20 protein-coding genes are annotated in these 20127 nt (G+C 37.1%); 16 read left to right on the top strand and 4 right to left on the bottom strand.

Features of this window, described 5'->3' with window-relative positions; all coding sequences use genetic code 11:
* Positions 1-253 precede the first annotated feature (253 nt).
* From LG377_RS09640 to LG377_RS09585, 12 genes are all read left to right on the top strand, one after another.
* On the top strand, positions 254-697 hold the full coding sequence (locus LG377_RS09640) for a DUF1524 domain-containing protein (RefSeq protein ID WP_225744447.1): 444 nt from the start codon (positions 254-256) through the stop codon (positions 695-697).
* Between the two features lie 322 nt (positions 698-1019).
* Positions 1020-1448, top strand: coding sequence for a MarR family winged helix-turn-helix transcriptional regulator (locus tag LG377_RS09635; protein WP_225744669.1), 429 nt, complete (start codon positions 1020-1022; stop codon positions 1446-1448).
* A gap of 25 nt (positions 1449-1473) precedes the next feature.
* A complete protein-coding gene (locus LG377_RS09630; protein ID WP_225744446.1) occupies positions 1474-3186 on the top strand; it encodes an ABC transporter ATP-binding protein in 1713 nt (570 codons plus the stop codon).
* A gap of 22 nt (positions 3187-3208) precedes the next feature.
* Complete coding sequence (locus LG377_RS09625; protein WP_225744668.1) at positions 3209-4981, top strand: ABC transporter ATP-binding protein; 1773 nt, start codon at positions 3209-3211, stop codon at positions 4979-4981.
* A gap of 357 nt (positions 4982-5338) precedes the next feature.
* Positions 5339-5791, top strand: coding sequence for a hypothetical protein (locus LG377_RS09620; RefSeq protein WP_225744445.1), 453 nt, complete (start codon positions 5339-5341; stop codon positions 5789-5791).
* Between the two features lie 86 nt (positions 5792-5877).
* Complete coding sequence (locus LG377_RS09615; protein WP_225744444.1) at positions 5878-6441, top strand: HEAT repeat domain-containing protein; 564 nt, start codon at positions 5878-5880, stop codon at positions 6439-6441.
* Complete coding sequence (locus tag LG377_RS09610) at positions 6434-7300, top strand: glycosyltransferase family 2 protein (protein WP_225744443.1); 867 nt, start codon at positions 6434-6436, stop codon at positions 7298-7300. The genes LG377_RS09615 and LG377_RS09610 overlap by 8 nt, the downstream gene beginning before the upstream one ends.
* Before the next feature lie 217 nt (positions 7301-7517).
* Positions 7518-8654 (top strand): helix-turn-helix domain-containing protein, encoded by a 1137-nt coding sequence (locus tag LG377_RS09605; protein ID WP_225744442.1) that lies wholly within the window; start codon positions 7518-7520, stop codon positions 8652-8654.
* Complete coding sequence (locus tag LG377_RS09600) at positions 8644-8856, top strand: PLDc N-terminal domain-containing protein (protein WP_225744441.1); 213 nt, start codon at positions 8644-8646, stop codon at positions 8854-8856. The genes LG377_RS09605 and LG377_RS09600 overlap by 11 nt, the downstream gene beginning before the upstream one ends.
* Before the next feature lie 2 nt (positions 8857-8858).
* Positions 8859-9785 carry an ABC transporter ATP-binding protein gene (locus tag LG377_RS09595; RefSeq protein ID WP_225744440.1) on the top strand — a complete coding sequence of 309 codons (927 nt, stop codon included), beginning with the start codon at positions 8859-8861 and terminating at the stop codon, positions 9783-9785.
* Positions 9782-10546 (top strand): ABC transporter permease, encoded by a 765-nt coding sequence (locus LG377_RS09590; RefSeq protein WP_225744439.1) that lies wholly within the window; start codon positions 9782-9784, stop codon positions 10544-10546. Before LG377_RS09595 ends, LG377_RS09590 begins: the two co-directional genes overlap by 4 nt.
* A 193-nt stretch (positions 10547-10739) precedes the next feature.
* A complete protein-coding gene (locus tag LG377_RS09585) occupies positions 10740-11084 on the top strand; it encodes a hypothetical protein (RefSeq protein ID WP_225744438.1) in 345 nt (114 codons plus the stop codon).
* Positions 11085-11107: 23 nt separating this feature from the next.
* Here LG377_RS09585 and LG377_RS09580 read toward each other — a convergent pair whose 3' ends face one another.
* Positions 11108-11572, bottom strand: coding sequence for a GNAT family N-acetyltransferase (locus tag LG377_RS09580; protein WP_225744437.1), 465 nt, complete (start codon positions 11570-11572; stop codon positions 11108-11110).
* Between the two features lie 292 nt (positions 11573-11864).
* Here LG377_RS09580 and LG377_RS09575 point away from each other — a divergent pair, with 292 nt between their 5' ends.
* Positions 11865-12206, top strand: a complete 342-nt coding sequence (locus tag LG377_RS09575) for a hypothetical protein (RefSeq protein ID WP_225744436.1) — start codon at positions 11865-11867, stop codon at positions 12204-12206.
* A gap of 88 nt (positions 12207-12294) precedes the next feature.
* Here the strand turns inward: LG377_RS09575 and queF are convergent, their stop codons facing one another.
* From queF to LG377_RS09560, 3 genes are all read right to left on the bottom strand, one after another.
* A complete protein-coding gene (queF, locus tag LG377_RS09570; RefSeq protein ID WP_225744435.1) occupies positions 12295-12792 on the bottom strand; it encodes a preQ(1) synthase in 498 nt (165 codons plus the stop codon).
* Positions 12789-13292, bottom strand: a complete 504-nt coding sequence (locus LG377_RS09565; protein ID WP_225744434.1) for a QueT transporter family protein — start codon at positions 13290-13292, stop codon at positions 12789-12791. Before LG377_RS09565 ends, queF begins: the two co-directional genes overlap by 4 nt.
* Positions 13293-13640: 348 nt before the next feature.
* Positions 13641-15509 carry a sensor domain-containing diguanylate cyclase gene (locus LG377_RS09560; RefSeq protein ID WP_225744433.1) on the bottom strand — a complete coding sequence of 623 codons (1869 nt, stop codon included), beginning with the start codon at positions 15507-15509 and terminating at the stop codon, positions 13641-13643.
* A gap of 525 nt (positions 15510-16034) precedes the next feature.
* Between LG377_RS09560 and LG377_RS09555 the strand changes: the two genes are divergently transcribed.
* From LG377_RS09555 to LG377_RS09545, 3 genes are all read left to right on the top strand, one after another.
* Positions 16035-17798 carry an ABC transporter ATP-binding protein gene (locus LG377_RS09555; RefSeq protein ID WP_225744432.1) on the top strand — a complete coding sequence of 588 codons (1764 nt, stop codon included), beginning with the start codon at positions 16035-16037 and terminating at the stop codon, positions 17796-17798.
* Positions 17791-19560, top strand: coding sequence for an ABC transporter ATP-binding protein (locus LG377_RS09550; RefSeq protein WP_225744431.1), 1770 nt, complete (start codon positions 17791-17793; stop codon positions 19558-19560). The genes LG377_RS09555 and LG377_RS09550 overlap by 8 nt, the downstream gene beginning before the upstream one ends.
* 61 nt (positions 19561-19621) lie before the next feature.
* Positions 19622-20059 carry a MarR family winged helix-turn-helix transcriptional regulator gene (locus LG377_RS09545; protein WP_225744430.1) on the top strand — a complete coding sequence of 146 codons (438 nt, stop codon included), beginning with the start codon at positions 19622-19624 and terminating at the stop codon, positions 20057-20059.
* Positions 20060-20127: the final 68 nt, after the last annotated feature.

Below are 20127 nucleotides of genomic sequence, written 5' to 3'. Positions count from 1 at the left end.
GATCAGATCTTTGAACGTATTGAATTTTGGATATGTGTTATAACTTCTAATGAAATCCTAAAAAATCAATCTCGTGAAAAGAGATAAAGTTTTGTGTTGATTCGTTATGCTGTCTCTATTGACTCAGGGATTTTCTGGATCAAGTTAACCTCAAATAGATCCTGATGTTCGACGTTTCAATGAGTAAAACCCAGAAAACTATTTAGAAATTGTAGAAGCTGTTAAATTATCGGATGCGTTCTGGAATAATACTTTGATTAGAAGACTAGAAACAAATCAAATTGGACCAATTCACTATATCTACTTGTTTACTCAGATAAAAAATCAAGATAAAGGATTCTTATCGGACCCCACTAGTGTTCAGTCTATGCTTGAAATGCACGGAGATATCCATCACATATTCCCTAAGAATTATTTGCAGAAAAATGGCGTAACTGACAAGAAGGACTATAACCAGATTGCTAATTATGCAATGGTTCAAAAAGAAATCAATATTAAAATTAGCGATAAATCACCAAAGGATTATCTGGAGCTACTAAGCATATCTAAAGAGGATGAACAAAGCTTACAAAACTTCAAAGATAATGCAGTGCCTACGGAGTTATTTGATATGGATATGAATGACTATCAGGAATTTTTAAAATTAAGAAGACAATTGATGGCTACTAAAATAAAAGATTACTATTATAGTCTATAGAGGACGTGAAAACATGATTAGTAAGATTTTTAAAGTTATGATATTAGTTGTACTAGTGACTTCAGGTGCTTTTACGAAACTAATCAATCAAATTTCTGAAGAGTTTGGATCAAAATAAGATTGAGGAAAACTAATAGTTCACGCTATTAGTTTTTTGTTTATTAAAGTGTATTCATGAGTAGCGTTTGTAATATAGAAGTTGCTTTATAAGGTTCGTTTACCGTAAAGGGAATTAAACAAACTTTATTTAGTTGCGCTCGCAACGAATAACTGATAGTCTTATTCAATAAGTAGGAGTAGAGGAGGATGAAAACAATTGTCCATGATGCGCTTAATTAACAGAACCACTCGCCTAGGTGAGATGTATCGAAACGAAAAGATGAAGCAGTACGGTTTGAAGGGAATGCACCATACATATATTCTGAACATTTGTACTAACCCAGGTGTTACGCAGGAAAAACTGGCAGAAATTATTTATGTGAATAAAAGCAATGTGACGAGACAGCTCAATAACTTAGAGAAGGCAGGCTATGTCACGCGTTCTCCAGATCCAAAAGATGGCAGAAAGTTATTGGTGTATCCAACGGACAAAGCACGTGTTGTGTATCCGAAAGTCGCAGAGATTTTAAAAGAATGGAACGAGATGATTTTAGAAGGCTTTTCAGTAGAAGAGCAAGCACTTCTAGAAAAACAACTGTCAGGTATCATGAAAAAAGCAAAAGCGAAAGTCGACACGATGGAAACCGATTAAAATCATAGAGTAGAAAGGGACCTTCATGAAATTATTTATAGAATATTTGAAACCTTTACGGGGAAGATTAGCGAGTGGCTTGACGGTAAAATTTTTAGGCACGATCATGGATTTATTTCTGCCATTGATTTTAGCCTTTATTATTGACGTCGTGATTCCGACCGGCAATATCAATCGGGTACTGCTTTGGGGTGGTGCAATGGTGCTCTGTTCGATTATAGCGGTCGTACTGAGTATCAAAGCCAACCAAATGGCATCTGGTGTCGCCAGAGATGCCGTTGAACGGATTCGTCATGATCTTTACGAGAAGATTACCTATCTTTCTGCTAGTCAGGCAGATCAGTATGGAACGCCCTCTTTGATTTCAAGACTGACGTCAGATACGTATAACCTTCACCGTACAATTGGCTTGATGCAGAGAATCGGTGTACGTGCACCGGTGCTGCTCATTGGGGGTATTCTAATGACCGTTACCTTGGATCCTGTTCTGACGTTGGTGATGATGAGCGTATTACCCTTTGCGACGGTGACGATTTACTATATCTCGAAAAAGGGCGTACCCTTGTTTGACCAGCTCCAACAAGAAGTCGATAAGTTGGTCCGAACCGTTAGGGAAAATATTACCGGGGCTCGAGTGATCAAAGCCTTGTCTAAAACCGAATACGAGAAAGTACGATTTGAAGGGGTCAATCAAGGCGTCGTCGATGCAGAGACCAGTGCCAATAAAACCATGGCTGCCACAACACCATTAATGAATCTCTTTTTGAATATTGGATTAACGCTTGTTCTATTGACGAGTGCTTACAGAGTTAATGAAGGCTTAACGCAACCAGGCGTGATTATTGCCTTTATGACGTACTTCACGATTATCTTAAATGCGATGCTCAGTGTTACCCGAATCTTTGTCTTGTTCTCTAAAGGACTGGCTTCTGCGGACCGAGTGCATACGATTTTACAAACGGAACCAGAACTTGAAGTCCAGCCACTGGATGAAATAGAAGATACAGCTCATGTGCGTTTTGATCACGTCTCTTTTGGTTATGAAAAGAACAATACAGTGGAAGATATCGATTTTGCCTTAAATAAAGGCGAAACGCTCGGGATCATCGGCGCGACAGGGAGCGGGAAAACGACCCTCGTTAAGTTGTTACTGAGACTTTATGATGTCGATTCCGGCAGTATCCGAATCGATGGCCGAAACATCAACAGTATGAATCTGGAAGAGTTGCATACAAAATTTGGTGTCACCTTTCAAAGAGATTTCTTATACGCAGATACCTTAAGTGAAAATATCGACTTTGGTCGCCAACTTCCCGAAGAAGACATTTTACAATCAACGGAAGCCGCGCAAGCGGAAGAGTTTATTGAATCCTTGGACGAGGGCGTGGATCATCGTTTGACGGCTAAAGGGACGAATTTAAGTGGGGGACAAAAACAGCGGGTCTTACTGTCTCGCGCTTTGGCGGGAGACCCTGAGATTTTGGTGCTGGATGATTCTTCTAGTGCACTGGATTATAAAACGGATGCGAATTTAAGAAAAGCCTTGAATAAAAATTATCAAGAGACGACAACCATTATGATCGCTCAGCGCATCAGTTCTATCCAGCAAGCCAATCAGATCCTGATGATGGATAAAGGGCGGATCCTTGGCAAGGGGACACATAAAGAATTGATGGAGACATGCGAACCTTATAGAGACATTTACTATAACCAGTCGGGGGGCGAAGAGATTGCCTAAAGGAAAAAAGAAGCCAATACCAATTCCTAAAAAGAAGGAAAAGCTGAAAACCAGCCGTGCCCATGTCTTGAAAAGACTGTGGTCTTATTTATTCAATTATAAGTGGATGCTCATCACGGCTACGATATTGATGGTCACCAGTAATGGCTTGTCGCTGATTGGGCCATATTTATCGGGGCTAGCGATTGATTCGATTCAACCGGGAACAGGAAATGTACTGTTTCAAAGAGTGTTTTATATTGTAGGATTAATGGCTATCTTTTTCGTACTTTCTTCGATTCTTGAGTATGTAATGCAGCTATTGATGATCAAATTAACCCAGCGAACCATCAGACGACTGAGGCGAGATGTTTTCAATAAAATGGCAGAATTACCGGTCGGCTTTTTTGACAAGCATCAAACGGGAGACATTATCAGCCGGATCACTTATGATATCGATACGATCAACCAGTCTTTACAAAATGATTTTATTCAAATCGTGACCAGTGCCATCACGATCGTTGGTTCATTAACAATGATGTTGTTGATTTCACCGATACTGACTTTAGTCTTTGGAATCACTTTACCAATTTCTATTTTCTTGACGAAATTTATGGTCACGCGTTTCCGACCACTGTTCAAGAAACGCTCAGTTAAGTTGGGTGAGTTGAATGGTTACGTTGAAGAAATGATTTCTGGTCAACAGACGATCAAAGCCTATAATCAGGAAGAAAACATGATCATGCGTTTTGACGAGAAAAATGAAGAAGCGGTCTCTGCTTATTATAATGCCGATTACTATGGCAGTATGATCGGTCCTTCTATCAACTTTATCAACAATCTTTCTCTTTCATTGGTCAGTGTAGCGGGAGCACTGCTTTATTTATTCAATTATTTAACACTAGGTGGCGTTTCTTCATTCGTTTTATATTCTAGACGGTTCTCTGGTCCAATCAATGAATTGGCCAATATCATCAGTGAATTGCAATCGGCTTTTGCTGCTGCTGAGCGAGTCTTTTTATTGATGGACGAACCTTCAGAAGCAAGAGACATACTGGATGCGCATGTATACGATCAAGTAGAAGGAAACGTGGAAATGAATCATGTGGACTTTGGGTATACCTCTGAAAAAATGACGATTCATGATCTGAATTTTGAAGCACCAAGTGGCAATGTCATTGCTGTGGTTGGACCAACAGGAGCAGGGAAAACGACCTTGGTAAACTTACTGATGCGCTTTTACGATCCTAGTGCAGGTTCAATCGAACTGGATACAGTCGATACGACCAAAGCAACGAGAGAAAGCTTACGCACATCTTACGCAATGGTCCTGCAAGATACATGGCTGTTCAGTGGGACAATTTTTGAGAATTTGGCATATGGGAAAGAAAACGTAACTGAGGAAGAAGTGGAAGAAGCTGCGAAAACGGCACAGATTCATGACTACATCATGGGCTTACCGAACGGTTACCAGACCGTTATCGACCAAGAAGGGTTAAATATCTCTCAAGGACAGAAACAATTGTTGACGATTGCCCGTGCGATGATTTTGGATGCCAACTTGCTGATACTGGATGAAGCGACTTCAAATGTAGATACGCAAACAGAAATGAAAATCCAAGAAGCAATGCAAAAGCTGATGAACGGGAAAACGTCTTTTGTCATTGCCCACCGTTTATCCACTATTCGAAATGCGGACACCATACTAGTGGTTCAAGATGGTCGGATTGTGGAACAAGGCAATCATGATGACTTGCTTGAAAAAGAGGGCCTTTATTCCGACTTGTATCATTCACAATTTGAAAATGTTATTTAAATAAGGACCGATAGAATGGTTTTCACCGTCAGTCTAAGGCGTAAGATCTGGTAACGAAGATATCTTGCGTCTTTTTTGCGGTTAAAAGGACTATAATAGGGAAACGTTTAACATAATATAACTCACTAAATTGTATCTTAAGTTATATATGTCTAAATAATGTACAATTAAAGATTTCGCAAAAAAATACTTCGAATTCGAGTGAAATAAATTAGATTACCAAAAACAAATATGATATTCTTAGCTGAATAAAAAAATAGTACAACTAGTTATCAAGGTAAACTTAAGGAATAAGAGTAAAACATACATAGTGTTTAATTAACTAAATATCATTTAATACTAAAAGGAAGTGATCACATGATATGGTATTTTCTGTTTACACTCATCGCAGTTACGCTCATTATCATGGCAAGTCTGATCTTGTATAGAGTAAGAGAGTCAAGAAGAAGCAAACAACAGTTAAAGCTAACAAACAATTGGAAAATGTATTTTGACGACCGTTTCGCAACGGAACAGAGTCGCAATGTTGTAATGGAAGAAGCAACTTTCAAACGACTTCAATCAATTGAAGAATTGATCGCATTTTTCGCAGGAGGAGCTGCCTATCATCATTCTCCTTTATTAGAAGAAAGAGAACAGTTCAGACAATTGATTCGCAGTAATAAAAAAGACTGGATACAGTTAGGACAAGCTTATGGTAAGAAAAAGCTGATTGAAAAAGCCTACTTTGCTTATATCTGCGAACAGCTTCGCATCAATGAACCAAAAGAATACGATGAATTGACAGAGCTGATGGTGTTTTTGCATTAGAGCCTTCCATCAACAGTCGTGAAAATGCACTTAAAGCAGTCTACGCCTTTGGAAATGAAGATGCCGTAGTAGAAGCTTTCAAAAGATTGTCAAAAACAGCTCACACGCACCACCGTAAACTGGTAACAGATGGCTTGCTTGAATTTAAAGGAGACCAAGAAGTACTAGCAGAAGCACTTTACGATAACTTCAGTGCATTTAACGCAAACTACCAAGCTGCGATGGTCGACTTCTTCCGATTATCAGACGCACCATTATCAGACAAGTTGATTACCTTACTCAAGCAAGGAACAAAAGATAAAGACGTACTGTGTGCGGTGCTACGATACTATGAGAAACATCCCGTTCATGCCTACAAAGAAACCATTCTATCCTATCTAACGCAGACCTTTGATGAGAATTGGGAATGCGTCTCAACAGCAGCCGCTGTTTTGAGTCAATATCCTGGTGAAGATACACTACAGGCCTTAGAAGTGGCTTTGTCTTCGCAGTATTGGTATGTAAGACTAAATGCAGCTCGTTCAATCGCAGAACTAGGTGTGTCAGAAGATTGTGTGATGGACATACTAGACGGTCAAGATGCTTACGCGAAAGAACAATTAGTGTATCAAATGGCGAGCACAAGAGAAAGGCTGGTTCAAAATGGATAATGTGGATGTATTTCTACTGGTTACAGGGATTTTCTTTGCAACGTATATCATTATTTATGGATGCTATTTAACGATTAGCGGAATCGTCTCTATCGGTAGTCTTCGGAATTATAGAATTAAACAGCGACTAGAAAATGAATTGAATCATCAATTTTTCTTTCCGATTTCGATCCTTGTACCGGCTTACAATGAAGCGACAACGATTGTGACAACCGTGAATCATTTGCTGGAGATGGATTACAAACTATATGAAATCGTTGTGGTCGATGACGGTTCAACAGATAAAACAGCTCAGTCTATGATTGATAAATATAATTTGAAAAGAGACTTTAAACCAGTAAGGCTTCAAGTACCTTCACAAGAAATACTTGAGGTTTACAGCGGTGAACATAATCATATTCCCATCGTCTTGGTTAGAAAGAAAAATGGTGGAAATAAAGCAGATGCTGTAAATGCGGGAATCAATGTTTCTAAATTCCCTTACTTTGTGAGTATGGACGCTGATGAGATTTTACAAGCAGATGCGTTAAAATATGCAGCGAGACTATTCTTAGAAGACGATAAAGTCATCGCGATTGGAGGGCAAATTTGTATCGCCAATGGTGTGACCTTTGAAAAAGGGATGCCAGTGGAAACCAGAATGAGCAAGAATCCGATCGTCAGTATTCAAACACTTGAATATATCCGTTCTTTTATTACTTCTCGAATTTTCCATGATAAATTTAATGGAAACTTGAATATTTCTGGTGGATTCGGATTGTTTAAAAAAGAAGCTGTTATTACAGTTGGTGGATACGATCCGAACAGTAGCAAAAACAAAAAAGCAACGAGGACGAGACCGGTCCATATGCAGGAGTAGAATTTGAAGAAGAGATCAGACAGCTAGAAACTGAAGTAAATGATCTGAAGAACCAATAACAACATACGAATTTTAAAGTCAGAGTGAGAACTCTGGCTTTTTTCATATCAAAAAATACTGAATGTTTCTTTTTAGTTAACTTTAACACCCCAAAGTTAACAACTGCTCTATTGAGTTCCTACGAAAACAATCGTACACTTACGTAGAGGTGATCAAGATGAAAGTCAGTTTAGGAACCGTGATCTTAAATGAACGTAAAAAGAAGCAGATTACGCAACAGCAATTAGCGGATTTTATGGGTGTCTCTAAGACTTCTGTGTCAAAGTGGGAAAATGAGTATGCCTACCCAGATATTACATTGTTACCGTTATTAGCAGCTTATTTCGATATCAGTATTGATTCATTACTAAACTACGAACCGGAATTAAACAAAGAAGAGATTCAGCAAATCTATCTTTCGTTACAGAAATCTTTTGAAACTCAAGAGTCAAAGGAAGTCTGGAAGTCGATTCATAGTCTGACTCGACGATATTACTCGTGTTATCCATTTATTTTACAAATGGGCTTGTTGATCTTAAATCATTTTGACAAATTACTAGGAGAAAATCCCAATGAACAAAAGGAACACTACGTTGGAGAAGCACTAAACTTATTTATACATATTAGAACGAGCAGTTCTGATACAAAGTTGGTTAGTGAAGCAACTAAATTAGAAGGTTTTTGTCTTTTACTACTCAATAGACCAGATGACGTCCTAAAAACGTTAGGCAATTACGTTGAAAATTACTTGCCTACAGATGATTTGATCGCTAGTGCTTATCAGTTAAAAGGAGAACCTAAACGAGCAGCTGCAACGGCTCAAAGCGGTATTTATCAGAACACTTCAGTGTTGATTAGTGCATTGACCAACTATACACAATTAGTTTCAGCTGATTTGAATAATTTTGAGGAAACCTTTAGAAAACAACGAACGCTAATTGAAGCATTCAATATTGAACACGTCAATCCTACATTAGCTTTAAATGCTTATCTATCAGCGGCAGTTGTTTATGCACAATATCATTCCGAAAAAGAGGTCTACAATTGTCTAAGAAATGTAATAGCGGTCTTAGAAAAGAACAACGGTTTACTGTCATTCAACACAGACACTTACTTCGATTTAATTCAAGACTGGCTAGAAAATTTACCGCTAGGCGATCACACACCAAAAAATTCGAATCAGGTCATCGACTACATTGGAAATCTTATATTGACTCATCCTGGGTTTGATCCTTACAGAATAACCGAAGAGATGATAGAAATTGAAAAACAAATCAAGATAATTATGAAAAGGAGTGAGTCAGATGAATACTGAAATACCGGCGTGGCTGTTTGATTATTGGATATTATTGGTTCCTGTTATCTTGTTACAAGTTATTTTGATGATCACTGCACTGGTTCAAGTTTTGAAGCAAGAACTGTTTCGCTTTGGAAATAAAGTCTTCTGGATTATTGTGGTAGCAGCGATTCAAATCGTCGGACCGATTGCTTATTTTGCATTTGGGAAGGAGGACTAGTTATGTCTATTCTAACACTGGAAAAGGTTACAAAATCTTTTGGTAATCAAAAGATACTTGATGGAATTGATTTGTCGATACCAAAAGGAAGTGTTTATGGATTTATTGGAATGAATGGTGCTGGTAAAACAACGACTATGAAATTAATCCTTGGCTTAGAAGAATTGACTGAAGGGGAAATTAGAATAAATGGAGAAGTGGTAACGTTTGGCAATACGAAAACGAACCACTATACTGGTTACCTTCCAGATGTTCCAGATTTTTATGGATTTATGACGGCGAGAGAGTACTTGAAGCTTTGCGGTGAGATTACAGGAATATCTAAGAAGTTTCTCTCAGTGAAGGTACAGGAGATGATCCAAAAGGTAGGACTTGAAGACAATAAAAAACAAATTAAAACGTATTCTAGAGGAATGAAGCAACGCTTAGGGGCTGCACAAGCACTTCTGAATGAGCCGAAATTATTGATATGTGACGAACCAACTTCAGCTTTAGATCCAAGTGGAAGGCGAGAGTTCTTGGATTTGATTGCTTCTTTAAAAGGGGATATCACCATTTTGTTTTCAACGCATATATTAGATGATGTAGAACGCATTTGTGATCAAGTCTGCATTCTACATAAAAGCAAAATCGTTGCGGACGGGACGCTAAGAGAATTGAAGAGCAAATATACAAGTCCTCAAATAGAGATTCAAGTCGATCAAGAATCAGAGACTTTGCTGGTAACAATTTTAGATCAGCTGATAGAAGAGCAAAAAGTTCAGTCCTATCTTAAAGAAAAGGACGCCTATCTTCTTTCGTATACAGGAAACTACACAGAGTTAGTGAGCCAACTATTTGAGCAGTGTAAGACATCGAGTATTGTTCCTGCTTTATTTCGTAAAGTAGAACCTTCACTAGAAAGAATCTTTTTGGAGGTGACCAAATGAGAGATATTATCATATTCACAAAAAAAGAGTGGTTAGAAGCATGGAGAACCAAGAAGCTATTATTGATTTTAACGGTATTCGTATTTTTTGGAATATTAAGTCCATTGATTGCGGTACTTACACCAGAAATCCTCAAAAGCTCACTAGGAGAAGGTGTTCAAATTTCATTACCTGAACCAACATCAGTTGACTCCTGGGTACAATTTTACAAGAATTTAACGCAGATCGGTATTTATTTGTTAGCGATATTCTTTAGTAGTAGTGTGAGTGGAGAAGTGAAAAGTGGTAGTTTGATCAACCTAGTCACAAAAGGATTAAGTCGATCAGCCATCATAACGAGTAAGTTTATTATGATCTTATTGCTTAGCGTATTAGCGCTCCTACTCAGTTTTGGCGTAACCGCTGCTTATACAAGTCTTTATTTTACAGATAACGCAAGTCCTCATATCTTTCTCGCATTGATACCATTTCTAGTATTTATTCTCTACTTTTCATCCATTATTGTTTTAGGTTCTACACTTTTCAAAAGCGGATATCTCTCATTACTGTTTAGCTTATTGATGATTGGGCTGATGTATCTAATAAATATAGTTGAAAGCGTAAGAGCGTATAATCCGATTATGCTGATTGGAGAAAACGTCTCTATACTAGAAGGGACAACAGAGTTCAGTGAAATAAACTGGGCAATAGTGGTTAGTTTATTTCTATCGGCCGCCTGTTTCTCCATCTCTATTAAAGTGATGGACAGGAAGAAGTTTTGAAGAAGATACTGATTGCAGGCAAGTAGAGTGGTTAAATAAAAAATCCTCAAAAGATAGCAAATAATAGTAAGGAGGAAAAGTTATAGAACTGATCCAATTTAAAATAGAAGCAGGATCTATCGATCATTCTATTCAGTATTTAAAAGAGGAAAGTTCATTCATACTATATACAGATCTCGACACCAGTTCATTGATGATAGGATATCAATATCTTTCGCTAGAAGTGGACTGTCATCAAAATACGATTTTAGGTGTTTCTGGTTACTTTAGATTAGAGTTATGTAAGAGAGGAAAAGTAACCCAAGTCAATTCTGAAGAAAATAGGTTAGTGAAAGTAGTGTCGGATTTTCAACTAGAATGCGGAATGGGTTACGATTGTAAGATTGCTGGTGAATCTATATATGATCCGAATTCAAAAAGACTACTGATTGGAAACAAGACTAAAGATTTGAAATTTTTATCCGTAGGTAACGATGTGATGATTGGTTTGTCTAAAGAACAAATTATATGTTTACAAATCGAACATATTCAAGTTTGATTGGAGTGAATAGAAATCCGTATTCACTCCGGCGGTGATTCGTTTAAGTGGTAGTGAAGTACATGTTCGTTAAATTTCTTATTGAAGGAATGATACTTGAAACCAATCGACTTCAACAAGTCACCCATAACTTCATTGCCCTTTACATAATCGGCAATAAGAATCTCGTAGGTTGAATCAGATTGAGCTAATTCGATTGTTTTTTCAATGGTTTGTCGGCCGTAACCTTTACCTTGATGTGCTTGATCAATCATGATTCTCCAAATCGTCATTTGGTGATCTTCGTCATCAGTGTCTAGCAATAAAAAGCCAACCACTATATCTTTATCTTGAATAGCAAAAGGGAAAACATCACCATTGTTACGGTAAAGATAACATTCTGCTAAAGAACTAACAGTAGGTGCAACGAACTTACTTTGGCTTTCAGCGACTCTTAAAGCCAACACAGCCTCAAAATTTTCTTCATTAATCGGTACTAACGTAACCATAACAACCTCCTAGAAATGTTCAATATGAATGACTATGACAATTATAACAATGATACAATTGAAAGTTAAAGCATTAATGAATATATTATAGTTATTAAGAAAGACTACCAAAAAAAAGCAAATGTTTTTTCGTATATAGAAAGGAGGAACCGGAATGGATATGCCTTCTGTGTACTTAGTAAAAGAGCTTCAGATAACAAATTATGAAATATACCGTATGATGAAAACTGAATAGGAAACGTTAAAATCAATTGTTGGATTTTTAGTTTTAGAGGATTGTAATCGACCAGCGATGGTAGAAGACTATTCGTTTCTGAAAAGTGTCTATTCGACTGGAAAAGGATTTGACGGTGGAGAAAATTTACTTAAATGTCACGCCGTCGTATCTGAATCCTTATCGGAAAGTGATGAAGCAGTATTGGAACATTTAGGTATTAGTTTGATCGAATTTAAACCAAAAGTGGATGCTTTGTTCGAAGTTCACGTACAGCCGGAACTGGAGCAGTGGCTGGATCAAATGGAAGAGAATAAAATTGTGGTATTGCAAAATCTTTTAAATTACTCAGAAAACAAGATAAATATTAGCGATTATAGCGAAGCTTCATTTAGTAGATTAACTCAATTTAGACGATAAAGAAACCTCTAGTCACATTAAATCATTGGCTAATCAAACGATTTAAAAGGTGAGTAGAGGTTGTATTCATATATTAAGTTAAATGGATTTAACGATTATCAATCGTTTCGGGATACATATCGTGATTCGCTAATCGGTTCCAGGCTACGTCTTCCCAGCGTGTACCAGGTTTGCCGTAGTTACAGTAAGGATCGATTGAGATACCGCCACGAGGAGTAAATTTACCCCAAACTTCGATGTATTTTGGATCCATTAGTTTGATCAAGTCTTTCATAATAATATTCATACAGTCTTCATGGAAATCTCCATGGTTTCTGAAACTGAATAGATAGAGTTTCAAAGACTTGCTTTCAACCATTTTTTCACCCGGTACATAAGAGATATAAATCGTCGCAAAGTCAGGTTGTCCAGTGATGGGACAAAGACTTGTAAATTCCGGACAGTTGAATTTTACAAAGTAATCATTGTTCGGATGTTTGTTGTCAAAGCTTTCGAGTACTTCTGGTGCATAATCCATACTGTACTTCACTTCTTGATTGCCTAAGTGAGAGATACCAGTTAACTCTTTTTCATTACGTCCTGTCATAAAATCACCTTTCTAGCTTTTAAGGGTTTTTCTAGTGCTTGAACCAGTAACACACCAAGAATTCCTGGAATGATTTGTCCAATCACCAGGTTGACCACTAGCGCCCAATAAGGAACGCCAAGTAAAAAATTCAAGTAACTTGGGATACCTAAACCAATTAAAAAGATAATCGGTAAAGCGATAGACCAACGAGGTAATGCGAAACGTCGAATGAGTACGATGGAACTGGAAACGAGTATCCCAATCACCAATCCTCCGATTACATCAATAGGACCTAATCCGCCAAGTAAAAAATTCGAAAGTGCGTTAGCCAAACCAAGTGGAAGAACAAGAAAAGGGAATAAATAAGAAAGAGCGTAAAGACTCGTCGCGATTCGGATCTGATAAGCGCCGAAAGAAATCGATGCTGTAGAAGCCATAGCGACGATGTATAATGCAATAACTAGTGCTGAAATCGTCAGTTTACGGGTATTGAATGACTGTTTAGTAGTCTCTTTCATATTGTTCACCTCCAATAAATTTGCGTTGCTTAAGTATCACTAAAAAGTAATCCCAGACAACAAAAAAACATCCACCGCATGAGTATGCTAGGACGTCAAAAAATGCAATAGTCATATGCTATTGCTTCCCTAGTTTTGTTTTCCGACAGGATGGTTACGAACTGTCTATTCTATTAGCTTATAGTAGAATACCATGGAATGAGGAGACATGCTAGAATTTCTTTTTATAGAAATAAAGAATATGCTTCAGTAGAAATGTTCGCTAAAGAATGGTTTAAGGTTATCAAAATCTAAAAAAGCAATAGGTTACCGACCGAAAGGGTTGATAACCTACTGCTTTTTATTGCATTATTTGAAGTGCTGTTCGCTTCTTTTGACTCGGTACATGGCATTGTCAGCTTTACTGAGTAATTCGGTTGCTGTTAACCCATCGACTGGATAATAGGAGAAACCGATACTAGCAGTACAGTTCAAAGAATGTCCATTGATTATATGAGGTTCGCTTAATAGTTCTTGCAAGGATTGAATCTTCGCTGGAACAAGATAGGCGGAGACATTTTTTATAAGAATCGTAAATTCATCTCCCCCAAGTCGTGCCGCGATATCATCTTCTTCAATAAATTCTTTTATTCTTTTAGAGATAGAAACTAGAATCTCATCACCAACTGCGTGTCCATAATAATCATTGATTTCTTTGAATTTATCTAAATCAAGAAACAAGATTGCAAATTGTGTTTTATTGACTTTTGAACTATCTATGGTTTCTTGCAAGTTATTTTCAAACGATCTTCGATTAGCCAAGCCAGTTAAGTGATCATGGTAAGCGTAGAAATGGATTTTTTCCTGATCTAATTTATGTTCAGTGATATCTCTTCCCACACCAAAACTACCGACGAGTTTACTTTTAACTAAGATAGGGATATGTGTCATATGAATCCAAAGATTTTTTCCATGATTGTTTTGAAATGGAAATTCGTGACTATTAATCCAACCTTCGTTGATCTTCATGATATTCTCACGAGCCTGTTTTAGCTGTTGTGCATCAATATATTCAGTGATTGGAGTGCCAATCACACTACTTTGATCTCTGCCTAAAAGAGTAGCACCAACAGGATTCATACTTTCAATTGTCCCTTTCAAGTCAAGTGAAAAAACAGAATCTGGATGGTATTCAAATAATGATCGATAGCGTTCTTCACTGATTTCGAGTTCTTCAGCTTTATCATAATATTGTTTGACTAGCGTTCGATTTTCAAAGATAACAATAAATTGTCTAAGGATGACAAGAATAATAGAAATTCCAGAGCCAATACTAATGACATCTAGTCCGCTAGAGTGATTGATCATAAAAGTAAATAAAACCACAACCAATGTATATGGCAAGATCAGTCGAGGGATGGATGTAGCAATGTCTTCGGTATCTGGCAGTTCAGTTATTTCCTGGATATCACACTCCCCCTCAAGTAAGGAGGTATACCCAATCAACAAAACAGGTAAGACGAAGAGTGGATCAAACCAACTTCCAGATAGATAGGCTGCCTGTGTACTCTCAAGAAAGTATAGACTAATTGAGATAATCTGTATGAAAATAGCTAATATAATATAGTACATTGCTTTTTTTTGATAAAAATATTCGCCACCAAAATAAAAGATTGATACGCATAAAACCAATACAATATCTCCAACGAGATAAAAAAGAGCGACTGAAACGGAAGCAAACATTGAACCGGATGTTTCCGAAATAATGGGTCCTAAGATGTAATACCAGCTGAACGTTAGTGCTACAGACAAGATGACTAAAATATCAAATAAGAATTTCAAAATAAACGATTTTTTAGCATATCTTGCAATTCTCCAAGCAAAAGCAAGGAAATAGCCGAAACCAGATAAAACATAGAAAACATCATAAATGCCAGGAAAGCTTGGTTCTCCTGTTAGAATCGTATCTGTAAAAATCCAACAGAACTCTGCAAGTAAATAACTAGCAGAAGCAAACAATAATAATTGCCAATAGCGTTTATTCCTGTGTAGCTGATTGTAGCGAAAAGAATCAGTAATCCACAAGACTGGTACAAAGGAGCCTATCAAAGAGATAAGGTTACCTCCGGTTGTTTGAACGTTCATGTTATCCGACCAAAATAGGAGCCAGCCAAAGTAGAACGAAAACCAACCAATAATGACCAACAACCAAATCTGATTTTTTCTTTTTATGGTCATATTTCATCTCCTTAGAGTAAAATGAATAGCTAAAAATGAAAACATAATAGGTTCAATTTGAAAATACTATAATAGTAGATTTAGAGAACATTATTTTATGTTTAATATCGTAATAAGTCGCAATATATTAAGTATACCAACAATGAAATAGTACACACCAGCGTAAAAAAATAGACAGTACGGAATACCTTACTTAGTTATGACTTGAGAAAGGATGCAATAGACGTACTAAAAAAACAGTTCAAACAGTAAGGTTCAATATGCAACCGGCATCAACATTGTTACATCGACTAGTTAATTGTTTCGTCCTTGATATGAAAAGGGTTTCTTGTTATGAGAGCACAGAAAATTCATATTATTTATATTGACATTTACTAAAAGTAAGGATAATATAGTTAGCACGGTAACTATATTTCAGTAAGTGGCAAAACCTCTGTAATTACGAAAAAGAAGACTACAAATTCTACTATAAAAGTAATAAATATAAAAGAAGTTCAACTCGCTTACTGCTAGACGGAGGACATTATGTTAAAACTATTAAGAAAAGCAAACACAAAAGAAAGAATCGGGATTATTCTCAGTATTCTTTTTATCATGGTTCAAGTATGGTTGGAGTTAAAAATTCCTGATTATTTGGCTGACATCACTACAAGACTACAAACACCAGGAACAACGGTTTCAGATATTTTTTCACCAGGATCCATTATGGTCACACTTTCTTTACTAAGCTTAGTGGCCTCTATCATCGTTGGGTTCATTGCCTCAAAAGTTGCGGCAGGCGTAACGCAAAGAATTCGTGGACAAGTCTTCAATAGTGTCATGGACTATACACCAGGAGAAATCAAACAATTTTCGATTCCTAGTTTGATTACACGAACAACTAATGATATTACTCAGATTCAACTGGTTATTGCCGTTGGACTGCAAGTGGTTATTAAAGGACCAATTACAGCAATCTGGGCGATTACAAAGATTGCTGATAAGAACTGGCAATGGACTGCGGCAACAGGTGTAGCGGTACTCGCTTTACTAGTTATGCTAAGCACGATTCTAGTATTCGTTCAGCCAAAATTTGGCCGAATCCAATCTTTGACGGATAGATTGAACAGTCTGACTCGTGAGAACTTACAAGGTATTCGTGTGGTTAGAGCGTATAACGCTGAAGGTTACCAAAACGGTAAATCATTGGATGCCAATGAAGAATTAACAAACGTGAACTTGTTTACTAGCAGAATGTTAGCCATCATGAACCCTGGAATGTCTATCATCTCAAGTGGATTAGCTTTATCGGTTTACTGGATTGGTGCACATTTAATCGATGCAGTAGGGCTAGAAGAAAGAATCACATTATTTAGTGATATGGTTGTATTTTCTTCCTATGCATTCCAAGTCGTTTTAGGATTTATGTTAATGACGATTGTTTTCTTGATCCTACCAAGAGCACTGGTTTCAGCGAAACGAATCAACGAAGTTTTGGAATTGGACTCTACAATCAAGTTTGCTAGAGAGAGTGAACAATCAGCTAATGGAAAAGGAACTGTATCATTCAAAAACGTGACGTTCGCTTATCCAAATGCATCAGAACCGGTTATCAAAGACATCAACTTCACGGCCAATGCTGGTGATACAGTTGCTTTCATCGGATCAACAGGTAGTGGTAAAAGTACCATTATTGGTTTGATTCCAAGGTTTTACGATGTAACAGAGGGTCAGATATTGATTGACGGACAAGACATTAAATCGTATAGCCACCAAGACTTAAATGAGAAAATCGCTTATATACCTCAGAATCCATTTTTATTTAGTGGAACGATTCGCTCGAATATGAACTTTGGACATAGTTCTAATTTGCCTGAAGATGATTCAGAAATTTATAAAGCACTAGAACTCGCAGAAGCAAAAGAATTCGTTCTTGGAAAAGAAGACCAGCTAGAAAGTCGCGTTGCACAAGCGGGAAGTAACTTCTCTGGTGGACAAAAACAACGACTATCTATTGCACGTGCGATTGCTAGAAAAGCTGAAATATTAATCTTTGATGATTCATTTTCTGCTTTAGATTACAAAACAGATAGAAAACTAAGACACAACCTGTCTGAACAAATGGCCGATACAACTAAACTGATTGTTGCCCAAAGAATCAGTACGATTATGGATGCAGATCAGATTCTTGTTTTAGAAGAAGGAAGAGTCGTCGGTCAAGGAACGCATAAAGAACTGTTGGAAAGTAATCAAGTGTATCAAGAGATTGCCTATTCTCAACTTTCCAAGGAGGAACTGAATAATGGATAATACAAAAAAAGAGCAAAGTTATAGTTTGAAAGAAATATTAGCGAATGTAAATATCTATGCTGGACAATACAAGATTCTATTCTTGTTATCAATCATCTTTGCAGCATTCGGAAGTGTCACAGTCATTATCGGACCTGACCGCTTAAGTGAAATTACAGATATTGTTGTTCAAGGTATTGGGACACAAATCGATATCGCACAAATCAACCGTATTGGGATCACGTTAGTGATATTGTACTTGATCGGTAGTGCCTTGACTTATGGACAAGGCTTTATTGTAGCAACGATTACTCAAAAATTCTCTAAACGTTTAAGAGAAGAAATTTCAATCAAAATCAATAAATTACCGCTTAAATATTTTGACTCTAACAGTCAAGGAGATATATTAAGTCGCGTAACCAATGACTTGGATACTGTTGGACAATCATTGAATCAAAGTTTGGGGACACTCGTCAGCTCAGTTGTCTTGTTTATCGGATGTTTGTTTATGATGCTCAAAACAAATTTGATTATGAGTTTTTCAGCTATTGCTTCTGTATTACTTGGATTCGTGATTTTGACATTCTTAATCAAAAAATCTCAGATTCACTTTAAAGGACAACAAAGCAAATTGGCTAAAGTTAATGGATTTGTGGAAGAAGCTTACACTGGCCACAATACAATCTATTCTTATAATGCAAAAGATCAATCAGTCGAAGATTTTGAAGGAATGAATTCAGATCTTTATTCAAGTGTTTGGAAAGCACAGTTTCTTTCTGGGATGATGCAACCATTAATGGGATTCATTGGTAACTTTGGATACGTAGTCGTTTGTATCGTCGGTGCGATTCTAGTGATTCAAGGATCCATCACTTTTGGTGTGATTGTAGCTTTCACTGTCTACGTTAGATTGTTCTCTCAACCACTTGGTCAAATGGCACAAGCGTTCACTGGTCTACAACAAGCGAATGCTGCAATGGGTCGAGTATTTGAATTCTTAAATGAAGATGAAATGCAAAACGAAACAGGTAAAACTCAAAAAATCACGGGTAAAACAACTGGACACGTTGAGTTCGACCATGTTAGCTTTGGATACGATCCTTCTAAAACGATTATTGATGATTTCTCTACAGAAGCTTTACCTGGTCAAAAAATTGCTATCGTTGGACCAACAGGTGCGGGTAAAACAACCATCGTTAACTTACTGATGAAATTTTATGAAGTAACGGAAGGTAGAATACTCATTGACCATGAAGATATTGCAGAAATGACCCGTGAAGAAATTCATGAACAGTTCTGTATGGTTTTACAAGATACTTGGTTGTTCGAAGGAACCGTCAAAGAAAACTTGATTTATAACCAGAAAAATATCTCAGATCAACAAGTGATAGATGCTTGTGTGGCTGTCGGTGTAGATCACTTTATCAAAACACTTCCTGAAGGTTACGACACAGTCTTGAACGATACTGTTTCACTTTCAGTTGGTCAAAAACAATTGATGACGATTGCTCGAGCATTATTGAAAGATTCTCCAATGTTAATTTTGGATGAAGCAACCAGTTCAGTAGATACAAGAACAGAAGAACTAATTCAAGCTGCAATGGATAAATTAATGGAAGGCAGAACATCATTTGTTATTGCCCACCGTTTATCTACGATCCAAAATGCAGATACGATTCTTGTTATGAAAGACGGTGCCATCATCGAAAGTGGTAACCACGAAGCGTTGATGCAAGCTCAAGGATTCTACTCTGATCTTTATAACAGTCAATTTGAAAAATGATCCGTTAACTTGAGTTAACCTAAAACAGTAAGTGGACACGGTTAAGAGAGGATGAGTCAGCATGGACCCTCACGGTACGATTGGATATGAATTAAGAGAGTTATCGATCTTATTTGTACGCTATATCGAAAAGGAAAAAGCCGGAAAAAACTTCGAAGAGATGCATCGGATGCAGGCATGGGCGTTAAGTTTCTTGTACGAAAATCAACATAAACCCATTTTCCAAAAAGATATCGAAAAAGAATTCTCCATTCGTAAATCTACAACAAGTAATTTAGTTAAACGCTTGAAAAATAATGGCTATATTGATGAAAGAAAAGGTACGCAGACAGATAAGCGTCTAAAAGAGATTGTTTTAACCGATAAAGCGATTGAACAAATTAATGCTTTCAAACCTTACATTGAAAAACTTGAAGAAACCATTACTCAAGGAATTGATGAAGCAGAACTTGCACAGTTCAAAGCTACCTTATCTAAGATCAAAGCAAACTTCAAATAAATCTGAAAAATCACTGACGACAGAATAGTCGTTGGTGATTTTTTTGGTAAAGTTGGTTCTATCTAGGT

The organism is Marinilactibacillus sp. Marseille-P9653 (assembly GCF_916618885.1).
In the GTDB taxonomy this organism is placed as follows: Bacteria; Bacillota; Bacilli; order Lactobacillales; family Carnobacteriaceae_A; genus Marinilactibacillus.
Note: the sequence above shows the minus strand (reverse complement) of the source record. Positions and strands in the feature narration are given on the sequence as shown.